Source organism: Pseudoduganella sp. R-34 (genome assembly GCF_049904655.1).
GTDB lineage: Bacteria > Pseudomonadota > Gammaproteobacteria > Burkholderiales > Burkholderiaceae_D > Rugamonas.
This window is the reverse complement of sequence record NZ_CP184572.1, coordinates 3771832-3792852: the sequence shown is the minus strand read 5'-3', so window position 1 is coordinate 3792852 and position 21021 is coordinate 3771832. Positions and strand designations below refer to the sequence as shown.

Sequence of the window (21021 nt, the reverse complement as noted above, 5' to 3'; positions counted from 1 at the left end):
GGAGACACCCATGACCGAAGCAGTCATCGTTTCAACCGCGCGCACCGGCCTCGCCAAATCCTGGAAAGGCGCCTTCAACATGACCCACGGCGCCGGCCTCGGCGGCCACGTGCTGCAGGCGGCCATCGCACGCGCCGGCATTGAAGCGGGCGAGCTGGAGGACGTCGTCATGGGTTGCGCCAATCCGGAAGGCGCCACCGGCGGCAATATCGCGCGCCAGATCGCCTTGCGCGGCGGCGCGCCGGTCACCGTGCCCGGCATGACCATCAATCGTTTCTGCTCTTCCGGCCTGCAGGGCATCGCCAGCGCTGCTCAGCGCGTGCTGGCGGGCGAGGGCGAGATCTTCGCGGCCGGCGGCGTGGAGTCGATCTCCTGCGTGCAGCAGGAAATGAATATGCACATGTACAAGGACGTTTGGCTGAACGAACACAAGCCCGCGATCTACCTGCCGATGCTGCAGACCGCCGAAATCGTGGCCAGGCGCTATGGCATTGCCAGGGAACGCCAGGATGAGTACGGCGTGCAGAGCCAGCAGCGCGCCGCAGCCGCGCAGGCCGCCGGCCGCTTCGATGCCGAGATCGTGCCGATGACGGTCACCATGGGCGTGGCCGACAAGGCGACCGGCATGCTGGGCACGCGCGAAGTGACGATTGCGGCCGACGAGGGCATCCGCGCCGGCACCACCATGGAAGCGGTGCGCGGCATCCGCACTGCCGTGCCGGGCGGCGTGATCACGGCGGGCAATGCCAGCCAGTTCTCCGACGGCGCCTCCTGCGCCATCGTCATGAGCGACCGCATTGCAGCTGCCAAAGGCTTGCAGCCGCTGGGCGTCTTCCGCGGCTTCGCCGTTGCCGGATGCGAGCCGGACGAAATGGGGATCGGCCCGGTCTTCGCCGTGCCGAAACTGCTCGGGCGCGCAGGCCTGAAGGTCGAAGACATCGGCCTGTGGGAGCTGAATGAAGCCTTCGCCGTGCAGGTGCTGTATTGCGCCGACAAGCTTGGCATTCCGATGGAGCGCCTGAACGTGAACGGTGGCGCCATCGCTGTGGGCCATCCTTATGGCGTCTCCGGCGCCCGCATGGTCGGCCACGCGCTGATCGAAGGCAAGCGCCGCGGCGTGAAATATGTGGTGGTCACCATGTGCATCGGTGGCGGCCAGGGTGCGGCAGGCCTGTTCGAGGTGGTGTGATGTCGTCCCGGCTGCTGAACCGCCGCGATGTCGAATTCATGCTGTACGACTGGCTCGACGCCGAAGGGCTGGCCGCGCGTCCGCGCTTTGCCGACCACAGCCGCGAGACCTTCACTGCGGCCCTCGACACCGCCGAGCAGATCGCCACCGACCTGTTCGCCCCGCATAACAAGCTGAGCGACCAGCAGGAGCCGCAGTTCGACGGTGAACGCGTGAGCGTGATCCCGGAAGTGAAGCGCGCACTGGACGCCTTCTCGGCAGCGGGCCTGATGGCCGCCGGCCAGGACTACGCGCTGGGCGGCATGCAATTGCCGCTGACGGTGGAAAAGGCGGTCACCGCCTACTTCACCGCGGCCAACATGGCCACTGCGAGCTACGCCTTCCTCACTATCGGCAACGCCAATACGCTGCTCAAGTGCGCATCCGCGGCGCAGGTCGAGCACTTCGTGCGGCCAATGCTGGAAGGACGCTGGTTCGGTACCATGTGCCTGAGCGAGCCGCAGGCCGGCTCCAGCCTGTCCGACATCGCCACCCGCGCCGAACCGGATCCCGACACCGAAGGCCAGTACCGGCTGACCGGCAACAAGATGTGGATTTCCGGCGGCGAGCACGAACTGGCCGAGAACATCGTGCACCTGGTGCTGGCCAAGATTCCCGGCCCGGACGGCAAGCTGGTGCCCGGCGTCAAAGGCATTTCCCTGTTCATCGTCCCCAAGTTCCTCGACAACGGCGAGCGCAACGACATCGCCCTGGCAGGCCTGAACCACAAGATGGGCAACCGCGGCACCACCAACTGCCTGCTGAACTTCGGCGAAGGGCGTCATCTGCCCGGCGGCCGCAGCGGCGCTGTCGGCTACCTGGTCGGCCGCGAAGGCCAGGGCCTGCTCAACATGTTCCACATGATGAACGAGGCGCGCATCGGTGTGGGCCTGGCGGCCGCGGTACTGGGCTACACCGGCTACCTGCACGCTTTGGATTACGCCCGTGAACGCCCGCAGGGCCGGCATCCGGCAGCCAAGGATCCGGCCTCGCCGCAACTGCCCATCATTGCCCACACCGACGTGCGCCGCATGCTGCTGGCGCAAAAAGCCTACGCCGAAGGGGCGTTGGGGTTGTGCCTGTACAGTGCGCGCCTGGTGGACGACGAGCATACCGGCGAAACGCCGGAGATCCGCCAGCGCGCCGGCCGCCTGCTGGAATTCCTGACACCGATCACCAAGTCCTGGCCCTCGCAATGGGGGCTGGAGGCGAATAACCTGGCGATCCAGGTGCATGGCGGCTACGGCTACACCCGCGAGTACAACGTCGAGCAGTTCTACCGCGACAACCGCCTGAACCAGATCCACGAAGGCACGCAGGGCATCCACGGCCTGGACCTGCTGGGCCGCAAGGCCAGCATCCATGACGGTGCGCTGCTCAAGACCATGGCCGAAGAAATCCGCGCCACGGTGCACAGCGCGCGCGGCGCCGGCCGCGGCGCGGACGCGCGCCAGCTTGTCGCCTACGCCAATGCCCTCGATGCCGCCTGGCGCCGGGTTGAAGAAGTGACGCAGGCCCTGTATGCTGCCCCCGACCTTAACCGGACCCTGGCCAACGCCACGGTCTACCTGGAGGCGGTGGGGCATGTGGTGGTGGCCTGGATCTGGCTGCAGCAAGCCATGGCGGCTGTGGCCGGGCTGCCGGAAGAGGACAACTTCCGGCGCGGCAAACTGCAAGCCTGCCGCTATTTCTACCAATGGGAGCTGCCCAGGGTCCAGCCGCAGCTGGACCTGCTGGCCGCCCTCGATACGACCACGCTCGACATGCAGGACGCGTGGTTCTGAGGAGTAACGAATGATCAAGCACATCGTCATGTGGAAGCTGAAAGACTATGCCGAAGGCGCCGGCCGCGCCGCCAACGCGGCCAAAATGAAGGAGCAGTTGCTGGCCTGTGCCGGCATCGTCCCCGGCATCCTGAAGCTCGAAGTGGCCATCGCCGAACCGGGCCTGGAAGCGACCTGCGACGTCGTGCTGTATTCCGAATTCGAAAGCAAGCAGGCGCTCGACGCCTACCAGTCGCACCCGCAGCACCAGGCACTCAAACCATTCTTCAGCGCTGTGCGCGATGCGCGCCAGTGCATGGATTACACAATTTAAGGACTCGACCATGCGAACTACCCAGGAACTCTTCGACCTCAAAGGCAAGACTGCACTCGTCACCGGCGGCTCGCGCGGCCTGGGCCTGCAAATGGCCCTGGCACTGGGCGAACTGGGCGCGAAGGTGGTGGTCACTTCGCGCAAGCAGGCCGACCTGGACGAAGCGGTTGCAGTGCTGAAGGAAAACGGCGTCGAAGCGTTCGCCATCGCCGCCGACCTGGGCAAGGAAGCATCGATCGATCCGCTGGTGGACGCGGCGCTGACCGCGCTGGGCGGCCATGTCGACATCCTGGTCAATAACGCCGGCGCCACCTGGGGCGCTCCGGCGGAAGACTATCCACTGGAAGCCTGGGACAAGGTGATGAACCTGAACGTGCGCAGCATCTTCCTGCTGTCGCAAGCCGTCGGCAAGCGCTCCATGATTCCGCGCCGCTCCGGCCGCATTATCAATATCGCATCGATTGCCGGCCTGGCCGGCAATGGCCCCGGCACCATGAAGACCGTCGCTTACAATACGTCCAAGGCGGCCTTGATCAACCTCACCCGCGCCCTCGCGGGCGAGTGGGGCGAGTACGGTATCAACGTCAACGCGCTGGCGCCGGGCTTCTTCCCGTCGAAATTGAGCGCAGGCGTGATCAAGGCCATGGGTGAAAACAAGCTGGCGGCGGCAGCGCCGCTGCAGCGCCTGGGCGGCGACGAGGACTTGAAGGGCGCGGTTGCGCTGTTTGCCTCCGACGCCGGCCGGCACATTACCGGCCAGGTCCTGGCAGTGGATGGCGGGGTCTCGGCGGTCTAAGGAGTTTGCATGTCCAAGTATCATCGCATCGTGCTGGCCTCGCGTCCGCGCGGTGTCGTCGTGCCGGAAAATTTCCGGCTTGAAGAAGTGGAAGTACCGGCGCTGGCCGAAGGCCAGCTCCTGGTGCGCAACCATTACCTGTCGCTGGACCCATACATGCGCGGCCGCATGAGCGAGGCGAAAAGCTATGCTGCGCCCCAGCCGCTGGACCAGACCATGATCGGCGGCACGGTCGGCGAGGTGGTCGAATCGCGCAACGCCAGCTTCGTCGTCGGCGAATTCGTGGCCGGCATGTTCGGCTGGGCCGAGATGGGCGTGTCGGACGGCGCCGGCTTGCGCAAGGTTGATACCAGCGTCGTCCCGGCCTCCGCCCACCTCGGCGTAGTGGGCATGCCCGGCATGACCGCCTGGTACGGCATGCATGAAATCCTGCGCCCGAAGCTGGGCGAGACTGTGGTGGTGTCCGCAGCCAGCGGCGCGGTGGGCAGCGCGGTCGGCCAGTTGGCCAGGCTTGCCGGTTGCCGCGCGGTCGGCATTGCCGGCGGCAAGGCCAAGTGCGATTACGTGGTCAATGAACTGGGTTTCGACGCCTGCGTCGACTACAAGGCCGGCAACCTGAAGGCCGACCTGGCAGCCGCCACTCCGGACGGCATCGACGCCATTTTCGAGAACGTGGGCGGCGAAGTGTTCGATACTGCGCTGGGCCGCAGCAATGCCTTTGCGCGCGTCGCGCTTTGCGGCCTGCTGGCCGGCTACACCGGCGCCGAGATCCCGATCCGCAACGCCAAGAAGCTGCTGCTAAGCCGCATCACCTTGCGCGGTTTCATCGTCACCGAGCATATGGATATGTGGCCGCAAGGCCTGGCCGAGATGGGCAGGCTGGTCGCATCGGGCCAGGTCAAATACCGTGAAACGATTTCCCAGGGCCTGGCCTCGGCGCCGGAAGCCCTTATCGGCCTGCTGCAGGGCCACAACTTCGGTAAACAACTTGTGAGACTTACCTCATGAAAAACTTCCAAGGCAAGGTTGCAGTCATCACCGGGGGCGCGAGCGGCTTTGGCCGTGAATTCGCGCTCAAGGCCCACTCGCTCGGCATGAAGCTGGTGCTGGCGGATGTGCAGCAGGACGCGCTCGACGCCACAGCCGCAGAACTGCGCGCGCAGGGCGCCCAGGCCGTGGCCGTGCGCTGCGACGTGCGCAAATCGGCCGAAGTGCAGGCATTGGCCGATGCGGCGATGCGCGAGTTCGGCGCGGTGCACCTTGTCTTCAACAACGCCGGCGTCGGCTTCGGCGGCCTGCTGTGGGAAGCGACGGAAGCGGACTGGGACTGGGTGATGGGGGTGAACGTCTCGGGCGTGATCCACGGCGTGCGCATCTTCACGCCCCTGATGCTCGAGTGCGCCCGGCGCGACCCGGACTACGAAGGCCACATCGTCAACACATCCTCGATGGCGGGCGTGCTCTGCCCGCCGGTGATGGGCGTCTACAACGTGTCCAAGCACGCCGTGGTGGCGCTGACCGAAAGCCTGTATCACGACCTGGCGCTGGTGCAGGCCCCGATCGGCGCCTCGGTGCTGTGCCCGTTCTTCGTGCCGACCGGCATCCACCAGTCGCACCGCAATCGTCCTGGCGACACGCCGATGGAAGGCAAGCCGACCGCCAGCCAGATGGCGGCGCAAGCCATGGTGACCAAGGCGGTTACTTCCGGCAAGGTGTCGGCGCACGACGTGGCCGAACTGACGTTCGCCGCCATCGCGGGCGACAAATTCTACATCTTCACCCACCCGCAAGCGTTGGACGGTGTGGCGCAGAGGGCGCGCGACATGGTGGCCCGGAACAATCCGGCCGATCCCTATGAAGCCACGCCGCAGGTTCGTGAGGCCCTGCGCGCAATGTTGTGAGAGAATGCGCGGCATGACGACAACACTCCGCTTTGGCGATTGGGCCGCCATGCAGGCCGACGCGACACCGATCCGCATCGAAGTCTTCGTGCGGGAACAGAACGTGCCTGCCGACCTGGAAATGGACGACAGGGATGCCGTGTGCCTGCACGCCGTGGCCTATGATGCGGCCGGCAAGGCGCTCGGGACTGGGCGCCTGCTGCCTGATGGCCATATCGGCCGCATGGCTGTGCTGCGCAGCGCGCGCGGTGCGGGAGTGGGCGGCGCCATCCTCAAGGGCTTGATGGAAAAGGCCCGCGAGCGCGGCGACACCAGGGTTGTCCTCAGCGCCCAGACCCACGCGGCGGAGTTTTACCTGGCCCACGGCTTCGCCATGGCAGGTGATGTCTTCCACGAAGCGGGCATTCCCCACATCGAAATGCACTACGAATTCTAGGAGTTGAAAATGAAACGTTCGATCATCGCGCTCGGTGTCTGCGCAGTGTTTGGCGCGGGCTTCCTCGCCGGTTCCATCAGCCCGATCCAGGTGGCGCAAGCCCAGGTTGGCGGCGCAGGCGTGCAATGGCCGGCCGCCGCTGCAGCTCCCGCCACGGCCAACGGACCGACCCATTTCTATGCCATCGACACCGGGACCCGTACCTTGATTTCCTGCTCCCGCCAGGGCAAGGAAAAGCCATCCTGTGTGCGGGAGCAGCTTCCTTAACGGATCTGGACTTCGTGCAGTTGTGCCGGGGCGTCCGCGTACAGCTTGACCACGGTGGAACTGCGCGTGCCGTAGTTCGGCGACTCGATCTTCACGGCTGACAGCAGCCGTTCCAGCTCCAGCGGCACCCCGGTTTCCGGCAAGCGCATGTCCGGCGCCCGGGTGGTGTCGGAGAGCATCTCGAAATAGGCGTCTTCCGGCGCGCCAAGGCACAGCAGGCTGGCGAATTGCGCCTTGGTCTTCAGTACTTTCGGCCATGCCGAGTCGAGCAGGGCGTTCGACAGGCCATAGATGCCCGGCTCCAGCGGCCTGCCGTTCCGTGGGTCGTCATTTCCCTTGTTCGAATACCAGACCAGTTCCTTGCCATCGCACAGGACAAGGTTGAAACCGTTGTATTCGCCCGCGCCCGGCGCCACCTGCGCCACGTATTCCTGCGCTGTCATCCCGCCGGCCAGGAAATCGGCCACCAGTTGGCCGCGCGATGGCGCCAGCGGGTTGTGTTCCTGCGGATTGCGCACATTGGTGATCGCCGCAAAGCGCGAGGGGCCGGCAGCGGCTGCGCCAGCCGGGTCGCCTGGCCGCGTGATCCCCATCCAGCTGCCGCCGGCCTTGAGGTCGCGGCCGGCATAGATGTGCGGCGCATCCGGCCACGGTGCCGCCGGCGTCGTATCGCGGTCGTAGAATTCGTCGCGGTTTGCCGCCGCGATGAGGGGCACGCCAGGCACCACCTGCCAGGCAAATACGATCAGGCACATGGCGGCATATCCTCGAATACTTCGACGTGGCGCGGCCCTGCGATCCAGCGCGCCAGCCCGGCTTGCGCCGCCGCTGCGTCGAGCACGACAAGGAATGCGTTGCCGGCGCCCGGATAAACCTCCATCCAGGTCTGCACGCCGCCGGGTGCTTCCGGGCGCCGCTTGAGCTGCGCGCCCACCCCATGCGCCGCCGACAGCGACGACTGCATGGCGATAACCGCCGCCTGCAGGCCAGCCGCCTGTGCGGCCTGCACCTTGTAATACACGTAGAGGTCCATGTTCAGACGTCGAGCTTGTCCAGCAGGTAGGGCAGGGGCTTGAACTGCAAAGCCGGCCCGCTGGCCGAGCCGAAGCGCACGTCGCCCGCTTCCAGCGCTTCCAGCTTCATCTCCACCAGGGCATCGACGCCGCCTGCGCCGTTGCGCGCCGTGTTGACCACCATGCCGCAGGGCTGCTCCGGATCGGCCGGCGAGAATACCTCGGCGCCCGGGGCCACCGATGCATCGGCGATGGAAGCGAGCGCGGTGCGGCGCTTCAGCTTGCCCAGGTACTGGCTGCGCGCCACGATTTCCTGGCCCGGATAGCAACCTTTCTTGAAGTTCACACCGCCCAGCAACTCGAAATTGACCATCTGCGGCACGAACTGCTCCTGGGTGCCCGGGCCAACCTGTGGCACGCCCGCATGGATTTCAGACAGGCGCCAAGCCTCGTTGCCGCCCACCACCAAACGGTCCTTCAGCACGGAAGCGGCGGTCGACGCCGCTTCCGGCGACGCCAGCCACAGGTAGCGCGGCGCGCCGAAGGCATCGGCCACGCGCAGTACCGTGCCCAGCGGGTGGCCGATCTTGCTGAACGGCTTGGCCGGCAGCACGTCGAACCAGGTCTGCAGCACAGCCTCCGCATCGTCGCCGCCAATGGCCAGCGTCACGTACTGGTCGGTGACATCGGCCGGCTTGGTCTTGCTGCGCAGGATAAACATTTGCAAACGCTTCTGCACCGCCGGCTGGATTGCGCGCGGCAGTTGCAGGAAGATCGATTCTTCGGTCTTCCACATCAGGAAGGACGCCAGCATGCGTCCCTTCGGCGAGCAATAACCGGCCAGGCGCACCTCGCCCAGGCCCAGGTGTTCGACGTCGTTGGTCAACTGCTTATGCAGGAAACTGGCCGATTCTTCGCCGGTGAAGGCGATCAGGCCCTGGTCGGTGAGCGGGGCAACAAAACCGGTCGCGAGCTGGCTCGTGCTCAGTGTTTCTTGTTCCTGTGTCAAAAGTTGATTCCAGTTATTCATAAATTCCCATATTCTGGCGATGAAAGCATTATCATTACGGCCTTCATTATAGTGATCCCGCGCAAATTCCGCCGGGGGCTTGGAAAACGCTGTCGTCCAGGCTGAAACTGGTTCAAGATTGGATTATCGAACGGGCATTTGGAAATGGCGTTTATCAAGAAGTCGATCACACTGGGTATCCTGGCCGCGGCCGGGGCCGTGGGCGGGTTTGCCTGGTGGGCGGGCCAGCCTGTCATTGGCCAGGAGCCTGCCATTGAGTTCACCATCAGCAAAGGCAGCGGGGCCAGCGCCGCCGGCCAGCAGATGGCCGCTGCCGGCGTGCCGATCCAGCCGCTGATGTTCAACCTGCTGGCGCGCGTGACCGGCAAGAGCGGGCAACTAAAGGCTGGCACGTACGAGCTCAAACCTGGCACGACGCCGATGCGCCTGATCGGCCAGCTGGTGCGCGGCGAGTTTGCCCAAGAGTCCCTGACCATCATTGAAGGCTGGACCTTCCGCCAGATGCGCCAGGCCATTGCCGCGCATACCGGCTTAAAGCACGATACCGCCGAGCTTAGCGACCGCGAGCTGATGGCGCGCGTCAACCCCGAATTCAAGGATCCGGAAGGCCTGTTCTTCCCTGATACTTATCTGTTCGCCAAGAATTCCAGCGAACTGGCCATTTTCCGCCAGTCGCACAGCATGCTGATGAAGCGCCTGGGCGAAGCCTGGGAGAAACGCGATCCCGGCCTGCCCTACAAAACGCCCTACGAGGCGCTGACCATGGCGTCCATCGTGGAAAAGGAAACCGGCCAGAAGTCCGAACGCAATATGATTGCCGCCGTGTTCGTGAACCGCCTCAAGCTGGGCATGCTGCTGCAAACCGACCCGACCGTCATTTACGGCATCGGCCCCAGGTTTGACGGCAATATCCGCAAGAAGGACCTGGAAACCGACACCCCCTACAATACCTATATGCGGGTCGGCTTGCCGCCGACCCCGATTTCGCTGCCGGGCGTGGCTTCGCTGACGGCTGCGCTGGCACCGGCCAAATCCGGCGCACTGTACTTCGTGGCGCGCGGCAATGGCACCAGCCAGTTCTCCGATAACCTGACCGATCATAACCGGGCGGTCAACCAGTACCAAAAACAATAAATGACAACACGCGGTAAATTCATCACTTTCGAAGGCATTGACGGCGCAGGCAAGTCGACCCATATCCAGTTCGTTGGCGAGCTGGTCAAGGCACGCGGCCTCGAGCTGGTCAGTTCGCGCGAACCGGGCGGCACGCCGCTGGGCGAGAAGCTGCGCGAATTGTGGCTGCACGAAACCATGCACGTCGAGACTGAAACCCTGCTGGTATTTGCCAGCCGCCGCGAACACGTGGCACAAGTGATCGAACCGGGCCTGGCGCGCGGCGCCTGGGTCATTTCCGACCGCTTTACCGACGCCAGCTTTGCCTACCAGGGCGGCGGCCGTGGCCTGAGCCGGGAAAAACTGGACATCCTGGCGCACTGGGTGCACCCCAACCTGGAACCGGACCTGACCATCCTGTTCGACGTGCCGCTGGATGTGGCGCGCGCCCGCCTCGATGCGACGCGCGAACTGGACCGTTTCGAGCGCGAGCAAGCCGATTTCTTCATGGCTACCCGCGCCGAGTACCTGCGCCGCGCCGCCGAGGCGCCGCAGCGCTTCCGCGTCATCGATTCCACCCGCAGCATTGCCGATATCCAGGCCGAGCTCGCCCGCATCGTGGGAGCGCTTGCTTGAGCGGCCAGGTCTACCCATGGCAGCAGGGCGCCTGGCAACAGCTGCAGCAGCTGCGCCAGCGCATGCCGCATGCCATCCTGTTCCACGGCGCCAACGGCATCGGCAAGGCCGACTTCATCGAGCAGTTCGCCCAGGCGCTGCTGTGCGAAAACGCGCGCCCGGACGGCCACGCTTGCGGCGAGTGTCCAAGCTGCGGCTGGTTCCAGCAGCACAGCCACCCGGACTATCGCCGCGTGCGGCCGGAAATCTTCGAAGACGAGCCGGGCGAGGGCGAAGAGGGCGAAGACAAGAAGGCCGCCAAGAAGGCGCCTTCCAAAGAGATCAAGATCGAGCAGATCCGCGCCCTGGCCGATTTCATGAACATCTCGACCCACCGCCAGGGTTTGCGCGTGGTGGTGCTCTATCCGGCCGAAGCGCTGAACATGCCGGCCTCGAATGCCTTGCTGAAAACGCTGGAAGAGCCGCCGCCAGGCACGGTGTTCCTGCTGTCATCCAACGGCCTGGACCGCGTGCTGCCGACCATCCTGTCGCGCTGCCGCAAGTTTGCCATGCCGATGCCTTCCCATGCCGAAGCGCTGGCCTGGCTCAAGGAGCAGGGCGTGCCCGATGCCGACAGCTGGCTGCGCGAGCAGGGCGGTTCGCCGCTGGCCGCCGTAGCTGCCTCTGAAACCGGCAACCGCGAAGAATTGGACGCTTTACTGCAGTACCTGGCCCGTCCGAGCGTGGAGGGAGCCCTGAAAACTGCCGACAAATTGCAGAAAGTACCACTCAGCGCCTTGGTATCGTGGCAACAGCGCTGGCTTTACGATCTGTTTTCGTACAAACTTGCAGGTAACATCCGTTATTATCCCCGTTACCAGCGCGAGCTGGCCGGACTGGCGGACAAGGTGAACATCAGCCGCCTGATGGCAGCGGTCAAGGGCGCCAACGAAAGGCGCGCGACGTCCGACCATCCGCTGTCGCCGAAACTGTTTATTGAAGATATGCTTCTTGACTACACTGCTTGCTGTAGCTGAAGAAAGGAAAAAATGAGCGCAAGCCCAACCGAACCAGGTGCCGCGGCCGTCAACCGGCCAACGGTGTTGTCCCTCGCAATCAAGGAAAAAGCGGCCCTGTATGCGGCCTATATGCCTTTCCTGAAGCATGGGGGCATGTTCGTGCCAACCCAAAAGCCATACAAGATTGGCGACGAGATCTATTTGCTGCTGACCTTGATGGACGATCCTGCCAAGTACGCGATCGCCGGCAAGGTCGTCTGGATCACGCCGCCCGGCGCGGCCAATAACAAGACGCAGGGCATCGGCGTGCATTTTCCGGACGACGAGACCGGCACCCGTACCCGCCTGCGCATCGAAGAAATCCTGGGCGCTGCGCTGCGCTCGTCCCGTGCCACCCACACGCTTTAACGCATGACGAAGTTGCGCCACCCACATTTCCGCCACCGCCTCGCCACACTCGACGACCTGCCGACGATTGTCGCGATCTACAACAGCACCGTCGCCTCCCGCGAAGTGACAGCCGATACCGAGCCCGTGTCGCTTGAATCGCGTCTGCCGTGGTTCCACGAACACGAGCCCGGCCGCCGGCCGCTGTGGGTGATCGAGGAGGCGGGGCGCGAGGGCATCATTGGCTGGATTTCCTATTCGAACTTCTATGGCCGTCCCGCCTATGCGGGCACGGCGGAAGTATCGATCTATATCGACCAGGCGTGGCGCGGAAAGGGCGTCGGGCGCTATGCGCTGCAGGAAGCGATTGATTTCGCGCCGCAGGTAAACGTGCATACCGTGCTCGGCTTCATCTTCGGCCACAACAAGCCATCGCTGGCGCTGTTCGAGAAATTCGGCTTCGAGACCTGGGCCACGCTGCCGCGCGTCGCCAACCTGGACGGCGTCGAGCGCGACCTGGTCATCCTGGGCAAGCGCGTCGTCTAGGGCTACTTTGCTGCGGCTTGCTCCGGTTGGTACTCACCTTGGGCAGGCGGCTTCCGGAAAAGCTCCGGCTCCTGCGCAAAGCAAGCGGCATCGGATAAAATGCCGGGATGTTTATCGATTCCCACTGCCATATCGACTTCCCGGAGCTGGCTGCCCGGATGCCTGAAATTCTCGCCAAGATGGCGGAAAACAAGGTCAGCCACGCGCTCTGCGTGTCGGTCGACTTGCCGGACTTCCCGCGCGTGCTGGCGCTGGCCGAGCAGTATCCGCATATTTACGCCTCGGTCGGGGTGCATCCCGATTACGAAGACACGCCTGAACCGACGGTTGCACAGCTGGTCGACCTGGCTCGGCATCCGAAGATCGTCGCCATCGGCGAAACCGGCCTTGACTACTACCGCCTGGAAGGCGACCTGGAATGGCAGCGCGAGCGTTTCCGGACCCATATCCGCGCCTCGCGCGAGTCGCGCAAACCATTGATCATTCACACCCGTTCCGCCTCGGAAGACACCATTCGGATCATGCGCGAAGAGGGCGCCGGCACCGGTCAGGGCGGCGTGGCAGGTGTCATGCATTGCTTTACCGAATCGCTGGAGGTAGCGCGCGCGTCGATGGAGCAAGGCTTCTATATTTCCTTCTCGGGCATCGTGACCTTCAAAAGCGCCAAGGAGCTGCAGGCAGTGGCGCTGGAAGTGCCGCTGGAACGGATGCTGATCGAAACCGATTCGCCCTACCTGGCGCCTGTACCGTACCGCGGCAAGATGAATGAGCCGGGCTATGTGGCCCACGTTGCCGAATTCATTGCCAAGCTCAAAGGCATCCCGCTGGAAAAGGTCGCCGAGCAGACTTCCGCCAACTTCTTCGACTTGTTCAAGGCGGCAGCCTGATGATGAGCCGCCGCGCCGCGCTCGCCTTCCTGGCCGGAGCTGCCTCGGCGCTGCTCGCCGGGCTGGCAAGCGCGAACGCGGCCGGAGAGGCGTTCGACGCCGAAGCCGAGCAGGTCGCGTTCTTCCGCGCTGTCCAGATCGACGACGACCGCACCGTCAAGGCCGTACTGGCGCGCGGCCTCGATCCCAACCTGCACGACCCGCAGCGCGGAGAGACCGGTCTCATCATTGCGATGCGCAACGACGCAATGCGCGTTGCCAGGCTGCTGCTCGCGCAGCCTGGCTTGAGAATCGATGAACAGTCGCCGAACGGCAATACGGCCTTGATGATGGCAGCTTTGCAAAAGAACAAGCCCGCCGTGCTCGCCATCCTGGAGCGCGGTGCGCAGGTCAACCGCCCCGGCTGGACGGCCCTGCATTACGCCGCCGCGTCCGGCGACCTCGACATCATGAAGCTGCTGCTCGAGCGCCACGCCTACATCGACGCCGCGTCGCCGACTGGCACCACGCCCCTGATGCTGGCCGCCCGCGAAGGACAGGAAGATGCGGTCAAGCTCCTGCTCGATGAGGGCGCCGACGCCCGCCTGAAAGACCGTGCCTGGCGCGAAAATGCCGCCGAATTTGCCATTCGCGCGCAAAAACCGTGGATCGCCGGGCAAATCCGCCAGCACCTCGGCGGCAAATAAGGCGGTATTTCCCTTTCATATCGTGCAAATGGCCAGGCGTGCTTGGGGCGACAATCCTGTTGTCGACAACCCACCGCGCGCCCGCGCCACTGCCATGCTGAACGAACGCGAAATCGAAAGCTGCTACCTCGGCCAGTTCATCCCGCTGCACTACCATCACAATATGCTGATGGATGCCAACCGCATGCACAACTTCAAGGCCGCCATCGATTACGTGGTCAAGCCGGGCATGAAGGTGCTGGAACTGGGCGGCGGCACCGGCGTGCTGTCCTTTTTCGCGGCGCAGAAGGCCGACAAGGTGTATTGTGTTGAATTTAACCCGGACATGGTGCAGGAAGCGCGCAAGTTCCTGGCAATGAACAACAATGGCGAGCGCGTCGAAGTGGTGCATGCCGATGCCTTCGAATACCTGCCGCCGGAGCCGGTCGATGTCGTCATCTGCGAAATGATCCACGTCGCCATGTTGCGCGAAAAGCAGGTCGAGGTCATCGAGCATTTCAAGCAGCGCTACCTGGAGCGCTTTGGCGGCCCTCTGCCTGTGTTCATGCCGGAGGCGGTGCTGATGGCGGTCCAGCCGGTCCAGCAGGAATACGATTTCGACGGTTTCATCGCCCCGATCGTGCAGTTCCAGCAGCCGGGCCAGATCCAGAATGCCACGGTGGAACTGTCCCAGCCCCAGGTCTATGCACTGATCGATTTCACCCAGCCCAACGAAATGCTGTATCGCTGGGAAGGCCAGTTCATCGCCGAAAGGGACGGCCAGCTCAACGCGCTGCGTTTCATCACCAAGAACATCCTGGCTGTCGTGTCCGAACGCAACAGCACCATCGACTGGCTGAACCACTACATGACCTTGCCGCTGGCCGAGCCGGTCCAGCTGCGGGCCGGCGAGGCCGTGCAAGTCAGCTTTGCCTACCGTGCCGGCGGCCAGATCCAGTCCCTGCAAGCGACCATGCGCGCGGTCGCCCTGCGCACCACGGCCGCCTTGCCGGCCTTTGCAGCTTGACCCCGCTTTTTCGCTCTCTGTCGGCCTAATCTGCATTTGGTCGCATGTCCGTTGTCCGGGCCGGACGTCCGCTTTACAGTTGCCTCAACTTCAATCGGAGGTGCTGGAATGTTCGGCTTCATCTTATGGCTGTTGTTGCTGTTCCTGTGCTGGCCACTGGCCTTGCTTGCCCTGGCCCTGTATCCCATCGTCTGGCTGCTGTTGCTGCCGTTCCGCTTGCTTGGCATCGGTGTCGAAGCGGTGTTCGAACTGCTGCGCGCCATCGTCATGCTGCCGGCGCGCGTGCTGGGTGGTTCGCCGCGCTAACCGCCTGGCGCGGCATTTTGCATACCGCCAGTATCTAAAGGTTTTATGCGAAGCCGGCGGAAATTTTTCCGGCCCGTATCGTAAGCGCACTGTGGCAATCGCGCTGCTACGATGGCCCATCGAATGACAACGATGGGCGGGGCAGACAATGGGGCAATTCGAATATCCGCGGCCGCAACTGGTGCGCGATCAATGGCAGTCGCTCAATGGCGAGTGGGAGTTCGAGTTCGACGACGAACACAGGTATTGCCTGCCTTCGGACGATATTCCCTGGTCGCGCCGCATCAATGTGCCGTTTGCGCCGGAGTCGGAACTGAGCGGGATCGGCGACACCGGTTTCCATAACGCTTGCTGGTACCGCTGCCGTTTCAAGGTCGAACAGCGCGGCGCCCGCACGCTGCTGCATTTTGGTGCCGTCGACTACCAGGCGCGCGTGTGGATCAACAACCACATGGTGGCCGAGCACGAAGGCGGGCACACTTCCTTCACGGCTGACATCACCGACGAACTGGTGGAGGGCGAGCAGACCCTGGTGCTGTTCGTGGAAGACGATCCTGCCGACTTGAACAAGCCGCGCGGCAAGCAGGACTGGCAGCTCGAGCCGCATTCGATCTGGTACCCGCGCACCACCGGCATCTGGCAAACCGTATGGCTGGAAAACGTCGGGGCCACCTATATCCGCAGGCTGCGCTGGACACCGATCTTCGACGGCTATGAACTCGGCTGCGAAGTGCTGGCCGGCGGCGACGCCGCGCCCGGCCTGACGGTAGAAGTCAAGGTCTGGCTCGGCGCGAAGCTGCTGGCCGCGGACCGGTATTTGATGGTGGGCCAGGAGGCCAACCGCAAGATCGCCTTGTCGGACCCAGGCATCGACGATTCGCGCAACGAGATCCTGTGGAGCCCCGAGCGGCCCACCTTGCTGGACGCCGAGCTGACCCTGTACCGCGATGGCCAGATACTGGACCGCGTGCGCTCCTATACCGCCATGCGTTCGGTGTCGATCAACCGCGACCGCTTCATGCTGAACGGCCGGCCCTACCACCTGCGCCTGGTGCTTGACCAGGGCTACTGGCTGCAAAGCCTGATGACCGCACCTTCCGACGAGGCTTTGCGGCGCGATGTCGAGCTGGCGAAGGCGATGGGCTTCAACGGCGTGCGCAAGCACCAGAAGATCGAGGACCCGCGTTACCTGTACTGGGCCGACCGCCTTGGCCTGCTGGTCTGGGAAGAGATGCCGTCGGCCTACGCCTTTTCGGCGCGCGCCATGACGCGCCTGCTGCATGAATGGAGCGAGGCGATCGAGCGTGACTACAGCCACCCCAGCCTGATCGTCTGGGTGCCGTTCAACGAATCCTGGGGCGTGCCCAACCTGACCGCCGTGCAATCGCACCGCAACGCAGTCGAAGCGCTCTACCACCTGACGCGCATGCTGGACCAGACCCGGCCCGTGATCGGCAATGACGGCTGGGAGGCTTCGGCCACCGACATCCTCGGCATCCACGATTACGATCCCGACCCGGAGCGCGTGCGCCAGCGCTATGAAGTGACCGATCCGGTGCGCACCCTGTTCGACCAGCGCCGCCCGGGCGGGCGCATCCTCACGCTGGACGGCTTCCCGCACCGCGGCCAGCCGATCGTGCTGACCGAGTTCGGCGGCATCGCCTTCGACCCGAACGCACCGGCCCACCATACCTGGGGCTATTCGCGCCAGAACACGGCCGAGGGCTTCCTCGAGCACTACCGTTCCTTGCTGAAGGTCGTCAACGAAACCATGATGTTCAGTGGCTTCTGCTATACCCAGTTCGCCGACACCTTCCAGGAAACGAACGGCCTGCTGAACGCCGACCGCACGCCCAAGATTCCCCTCGAGCTGATCAGCGCCGCGACGCGCAACGTGCAATAGGTGCGCCGTGACGACCCCCGCCTGCCATCCCTTCGCCACCTTCTGGCAAGCCGGCTATGAGGGCGCCGACCACGTCAACCATGCCGGCCAGCCGCAGGACATGAACCTGGTCACCGGCCATTTGCAGCGCGCCCGCGCCGACTATGAGCTGCTGGCCCGGTTCGGCATCCGTACGGTGCGCGAATCGATCGGCTGGCGGCTGGTCGAGCGCGACGGCCAGTTCGATTTCTCGCCGCTGCTGCCGCGCCTGGAAGCCGCACGCGCGCTGGGGCTGCAAAGCTGCTGGACCTTCTGCCACTACGGCTGGCCGGAAGACGTCGACATCTACAGCGACGACTTCGTGCCGCGTTTCGTGCGTTTTTGCCAGGCCAGCGCGCGCTTCCTGGCGCCCTGGCTGGGCGAAGAGCCGGTGTACTCGCCGATGAACGAGCTGTCCTTCACGGCCTGGGGCCTGTCGGTGCATATGTTCCGCTGCCTGAACATGTACCACGAGCGGGCCGGTGAACTGGGCAAGCGCCAGCTGGTGCGCGCTTCCATCGCCGCCATCGACGCCATTCGCGAGATCACGCCGGGGGCGCGCTTTTTCCAGTGCGACCCGCTGATCAACGTCATCGCGCCCAAGGACCGTCCCGACTGGGCGGCGCAGGCCGCCGGCTGGACCGCTTCGCAATACGAGGCGCTGGACATGCTGTGCGGCCGCGTCGAACCGGAGCTTGGCGGGCACCCGCGCTACCTGGACCTGGTGGGCGGCAACTATTACCACAGCAACCAGTGGGAAAGCGGCACCAATATGCGGCTGTGGTGGCACCTGGACGACCCGCGCCGCCGGCCCCTGTCCGACATCCTGGTCGAACTACACCAGCGCTACGGCCGGCCGGTGCTGCTGGCGGAGACCAGCCATGTCGGCAGCGGCCGCGGCACCTGGATCAGGGAAATGGCGGAGCAAAGCATGATGGCGCGCGAACGCGGCGCCGAGGTATGCGGCATCTGCCTGTACCCCGCCATCGACCGGCCCGACTGGGAAAACGCCGAGCACTGGCACCACAGCGGGCTGTGGGACCTGGACCGCGACGGGCCCGATCCGCTGGCCCGCGTCCTCGTCGCACCGTACGCCACCGCATTGCGCCAATCGATCCGGCTGACCGACAGCCTGTGTGAAACCAAGGAGAATGCCATGCAAACGTTGATTGTTTTCTGCCACCTGCGCTGGGATTTCGTATACCAGCGTCCTCAGCACCTGCTCACCCGCCTGGCCAAGTACTACAAGGTGGTGTTCGTCGAGGAGCCGGTGTATGAGGAAGGGGAGGCACGCATGGTCATGTCCCATCCCGCACCGAACCTGACGGTCTGCCAGCCCCACACACCGGTCGACGCGCGCGGTTTCCACGACGACCAGATCCCGCTGCTGCAGCCGCTGGTGGCGGCCCTGGCGCCGGACGGCGAGGAAGTGCTGGTCTGGTTCTACACCCCGATGGCGCTGCCTTTGCTGCAAGCCCTGCATCCCTCCCTGGTCATCTATGACTGCATGGACGAACTGAGCGCCTTCCGGAACCCGCCCAAGCAATTGCTGCAGCGCGAGACGGCCTTGCTGAACATTGCCGACCTGGTATTTACCGGCGGGCCCAGCCTGTACGAAGCCAAGCGCTCGCGCCACGACAATGCGCATTGCTTCCCAAGCAGCGTCGATGCGGTGCATTTCGAGCAGGCGCTGGACCGCAGCAACGGCCACCCGCTGCACACGGCCATCCCGCGTCCGCGCCTGGGCTTTTTCGGCGTGATTGACGAACGCTTCGATGCCGAACTGATTGCCGACATCGCCGATGCGCATTCGGACTGGCAGGTCGTGCTGGTGGGCCCGGTGGTCAAGATCGACCCGGCCACCTTGCCGCAGCGCCAGAACGTGCACTACCTGGGACAGCAATCGTACAAGGCCCTGCCGCAGTTCCTGGCGGGCTGGGACGTCTGCCTGCTGCCGTTTGCGCTAAACGAAGCGACGCGCTTCATCAGCCCGACCAAGGTACTGGAGTACATGGCCGCGGAACTTCCCATTGTCAGCACTGCCATCCGCGACGTGGAACAGCCGTATGGGGACATCGTGGCAATCGCTCATGACCACAACGAGTTCATCTGCCATTGCGAGGCGGCGCTGGCCCAGGCACCTGAGCAAGCGGCGGCGATGGCGGCGGCCATGCGCGAGGTGGTGGCGCGCACCTCGTGGGATGCAACGGCTGACCGCATGCACGAACTGATCGACCAGACACCGCCAGGCGGCAAGGCGGCGCGCCTGGCCGGCAAAGGCGCCCCGCGCAAGCTGGCCGGCGCCAGCGCGGCGCCCAACGTCAACCCGCTGCGCGGCTCGGCCAGCGGCCAGTCGTTCGGCAGCATTGTGATCGGGGGCGGACCGACCGGCCTGTCCGCCGCCTACCACGTGGGCGCGGACAACCTGCTGCTGGAGCGAAACGAGACGGTGGGCGGCTGGTGCCGCTCGATCGAGGAGGGCGGCTTCACCTTCGACCATGCCGGCCATATCATGTTTTCCAACGATCCCTACGTGCTCGAACTGTACGACAAGCTGCTGGGCGACAACCAGCATTGGCAGATGCGCGAAGCCTGGGTCCACAGCAAGGGCGTGTATACCCGCTATCCCTTCCAGGGCGCGCTGTATGGCCTGCCGCCGGAAGTGATCAAGGAGTGCATCGTGGGCGCCATCGATGCGCGTTATGGCGATGCCGGCAGCGGCCAGGCTTGCTCCAGCGTGGAAGTGGAGGACTGCTGCGCCGACGGCGGCGCCGAGGCGGCCAAAGCCAGCCAGGAAGCGCGCGCAGCCCAGACCGAGAGTTTTGAAGACTTTATCTACAAGGCATGGGGCAAAGGCATTGCGAAGCACTTTGCAATTCCCTATAACCGCAAATTGTGGACGGTGCCATTAAGCGAAATGGAAACCTCCTGGCTTGGCGGCCGCGTGCCCCTGCCGGACCTGTCCGAGATTATCGAAGGCGCCTTGCGCCCGGTGCCGCGCCCGATGGGGCCGAATGCCCGCTTCGGCTATCCGCGCCGCGGCGGCTTCCAGGCCCTGATGAATGGCTTCCTGCCCCTGATCCGCGGCAAAATCGAAGTGAATGCGGAAGTGGCGCAGGTGCTGCCCGAGGAGCACGTCGTGACGCTGGCTGATGGCCGGCGATTCAAGTACGGCAACCTGATCAGCACCATGCCGCTGCCGGAACTGGTCAAGCTGATCGGCGCAGCGGCGCCGGCGGAAGTGCGCGAAGCGGCGCACGGCTTGCGCCATATCTCGATCCGCTGCGTCAATATCGGCATCGCGCGCAGCGATGTGACGGACAAGCACTGGATCTACTACCCCGAAGACAGCATCTTCCATCGCATCTTCGTTCAAGGCAACGCCAGTCCTGAATGCAATGCGCCGGGCGGCTTCGGCTTTACCTGCGAAATCTCTTATTCGCCATGGAAACCGCTGCCGCTTGATGGCGACGCCTTGATCGAGCGCTGCATTGCCGATGCGGTCAAGGTCGGCTTCCTGCGTGCGGACGACAAGGTGGTGGTGGCGAACCAGGTCGACATGCCGGTGGCTTATGTCGTCTACGACCACCAGCGTGCGCGCAACGTCGCCATCGTGCGGGAATGGCTGGCGCAGCATGACATCCTGCTGGCCGGCCGCTACAGCGAATGGGAGTACTACAACTCCGACCATGCTTTCCTGGCCGGCAAGCGCGCGGCCGAGCAGGTGGCGCGCCTTCGCAGCCGGGCTGCACCGAAGGCGTCCTGAC

22 protein-coding genes are annotated in these 21021 nt (G+C 64.5%); 19 read left to right on the top strand and 3 right to left on the bottom strand.

Going from position 1 to position 21021, the window contains the following annotated elements:
* Positions 1-10 precede the first annotated feature (10 nt).
* Genes ACN9MW_RS17360 through ACN9MW_RS17325 form a run of 8 tightly spaced genes read left to right on the top strand, consistent with a single transcriptional unit; the run spans position 11 to position 6725 of the window.
* The gene (locus ACN9MW_RS17360; protein ID WP_426161689.1) at positions 11-1189 is read left to right on the top strand and encodes an acetyl-CoA C-acyltransferase; all 1179 of its coding nucleotides are present in this window, start codon (positions 11-13) and stop codon (positions 1187-1189) included.
* Complete coding sequence (locus ACN9MW_RS17355; protein WP_426161688.1) at positions 1189-3012, top strand: acyl-CoA dehydrogenase; 1824 nt, start codon at positions 1189-1191, stop codon at positions 3010-3012. The genes ACN9MW_RS17360 and ACN9MW_RS17355 overlap by 1 nt, the downstream gene beginning before the upstream one ends.
* Before the next feature lie 10 nt (positions 3013-3022).
* The gene (locus ACN9MW_RS17350; RefSeq protein ID WP_426161687.1) at positions 3023-3325 is read left to right on the top strand and encodes a Dabb family protein; all 303 of its coding nucleotides are present in this window, start codon (positions 3023-3025) and stop codon (positions 3323-3325) included.
* 10 nt (positions 3326-3335) lie between these two features.
* The gene (locus tag ACN9MW_RS17345; protein ID WP_426161686.1) at positions 3336-4121 is read left to right on the top strand and encodes an SDR family oxidoreductase; all 786 of its coding nucleotides are present in this window, start codon (positions 3336-3338) and stop codon (positions 4119-4121) included.
* 9 nt (positions 4122-4130) lie between these two features.
* Positions 4131-5129, top strand: coding sequence for an NADP-dependent oxidoreductase (locus ACN9MW_RS17340; RefSeq protein WP_426161685.1), 999 nt, complete (start codon positions 4131-4133; stop codon positions 5127-5129).
* Positions 5126-6022: an SDR family oxidoreductase gene (locus tag ACN9MW_RS17335; RefSeq protein WP_426161684.1), complete on the top strand. Its 897-nt coding sequence runs from the start codon at positions 5126-5128 to the stop codon at positions 6020-6022. The genes ACN9MW_RS17340 and ACN9MW_RS17335 overlap by 4 nt, the downstream gene beginning before the upstream one ends.
* 13 nt (positions 6023-6035) lie before the next feature.
* Positions 6036-6458, top strand: coding sequence for a GNAT family N-acetyltransferase (locus ACN9MW_RS17330; protein ID WP_426161683.1), 423 nt, complete (start codon positions 6036-6038; stop codon positions 6456-6458).
* A gap of 9 nt (positions 6459-6467) precedes the next feature.
* A complete protein-coding gene (locus tag ACN9MW_RS17325; RefSeq protein WP_426161682.1) occupies positions 6468-6725 on the top strand; it encodes a hypothetical protein in 258 nt (85 codons plus the stop codon).
* Here ACN9MW_RS17325 and ACN9MW_RS17320 read toward each other — a convergent pair.
* The 3 genes from ACN9MW_RS17320 to ACN9MW_RS17310 are packed head-to-tail and all read right to left on the bottom strand — an operon-like array spanning position 6722 to position 8768.
* Positions 6722-7480, bottom strand: coding sequence for an NRDE family protein (locus ACN9MW_RS17320; RefSeq protein ID WP_426161681.1), 759 nt, complete (start codon positions 7478-7480; stop codon positions 6722-6724). The genes ACN9MW_RS17325 and ACN9MW_RS17320 overlap by 4 nt on opposite strands.
* Positions 7471-7758: a DUF4936 family protein gene (locus ACN9MW_RS17315; RefSeq protein WP_426161680.1), complete on the bottom strand. Its 288-nt coding sequence runs from the start codon at positions 7756-7758 to the stop codon at positions 7471-7473. The genes ACN9MW_RS17320 and ACN9MW_RS17315 overlap by 10 nt, the downstream gene beginning before the upstream one ends.
* A gap of 2 nt (positions 7759-7760) precedes the next feature.
* On the bottom strand, positions 7761-8768 hold the full coding sequence (locus ACN9MW_RS17310; protein WP_426161679.1) for a YgfZ/GcvT domain-containing protein: 1008 nt from the start codon (positions 8766-8768) through the stop codon (positions 7761-7763).
* Positions 8769-8912: 144 nt separating this feature from the next.
* On the opposite strand from ACN9MW_RS17310, the gene mltG reads away from it, so the two are divergent.
* The 11 genes from mltG to ACN9MW_RS17255 all read left to right on the top strand — a co-directional run bounded on the left by mltG (position 8913) and on the right by ACN9MW_RS17255 (position 21020).
* Positions 8913-9902, top strand: coding sequence for an endolytic transglycosylase MltG (gene mltG / locus ACN9MW_RS17305; RefSeq protein ID WP_426161678.1), 990 nt, complete (start codon positions 8913-8915; stop codon positions 9900-9902).
* The gene (gene tmk, locus ACN9MW_RS17300; RefSeq protein WP_426161677.1) at positions 9903-10517 is read left to right on the top strand and encodes a dTMP kinase; all 615 of its coding nucleotides are present in this window, start codon (positions 9903-9905) and stop codon (positions 10515-10517) included.
* Positions 10514-11533, top strand: coding sequence for a DNA polymerase III subunit delta' (locus ACN9MW_RS17295; RefSeq protein ID WP_426161676.1), 1020 nt, complete (start codon positions 10514-10516; stop codon positions 11531-11533). The genes tmk and ACN9MW_RS17295 overlap by 4 nt, the downstream gene beginning before the upstream one ends.
* A gap of 12 nt (positions 11534-11545) precedes the next feature.
* On the top strand, positions 11546-11923 hold the full coding sequence (locus ACN9MW_RS17290) for a PilZ domain-containing protein (RefSeq protein WP_426161675.1): 378 nt from the start codon (positions 11546-11548) through the stop codon (positions 11921-11923).
* Positions 11924-11926: 3 nt separating this feature from the next.
* A complete protein-coding gene (locus tag ACN9MW_RS17285; protein ID WP_426161674.1) occupies positions 11927-12448 on the top strand; it encodes a GNAT family N-acetyltransferase in 522 nt (173 codons plus the stop codon).
* A gap of 107 nt (positions 12449-12555) precedes the next feature.
* A complete protein-coding gene (locus ACN9MW_RS17280; RefSeq protein ID WP_426161673.1) occupies positions 12556-13335 on the top strand; it encodes a TatD family hydrolase in 780 nt (259 codons plus the stop codon).
* Positions 13335-14021 (top strand): ankyrin repeat domain-containing protein, encoded by a 687-nt coding sequence (locus tag ACN9MW_RS17275; RefSeq protein ID WP_426161672.1) that lies wholly within the window; start codon positions 13335-13337, stop codon positions 14019-14021. Before ACN9MW_RS17280 ends, ACN9MW_RS17275 begins: the two co-directional genes overlap by 1 nt.
* Before the next feature lie 94 nt (positions 14022-14115).
* Positions 14116-15027 carry a methyltransferase domain-containing protein gene (locus ACN9MW_RS17270; RefSeq protein ID WP_426172226.1) on the top strand — a complete coding sequence of 304 codons (912 nt, stop codon included), beginning with the start codon at positions 14116-14118 and terminating at the stop codon, positions 15025-15027.
* Between the two features lie 108 nt (positions 15028-15135).
* A complete protein-coding gene (locus ACN9MW_RS17265) occupies positions 15136-15333 on the top strand; it encodes a hypothetical protein (protein WP_426161671.1) in 198 nt (65 codons plus the stop codon).
* 148 nt (positions 15334-15481) lie between these two features.
* Positions 15482-17236, top strand: coding sequence for a glycoside hydrolase family 2 protein (locus ACN9MW_RS17260; RefSeq protein WP_426161670.1), 1755 nt, complete (start codon positions 15482-15484; stop codon positions 17234-17236).
* Positions 17237-17243: 7 nt separating this feature from the next.
* On the top strand, positions 17244-21020 hold the full coding sequence (locus ACN9MW_RS17255) for an NAD(P)-binding protein (protein ID WP_426161669.1): 3777 nt from the start codon (positions 17244-17246) through the stop codon (positions 21018-21020).
* The last annotated feature ends 1 nt before the right edge of the window (position 21021 follow it).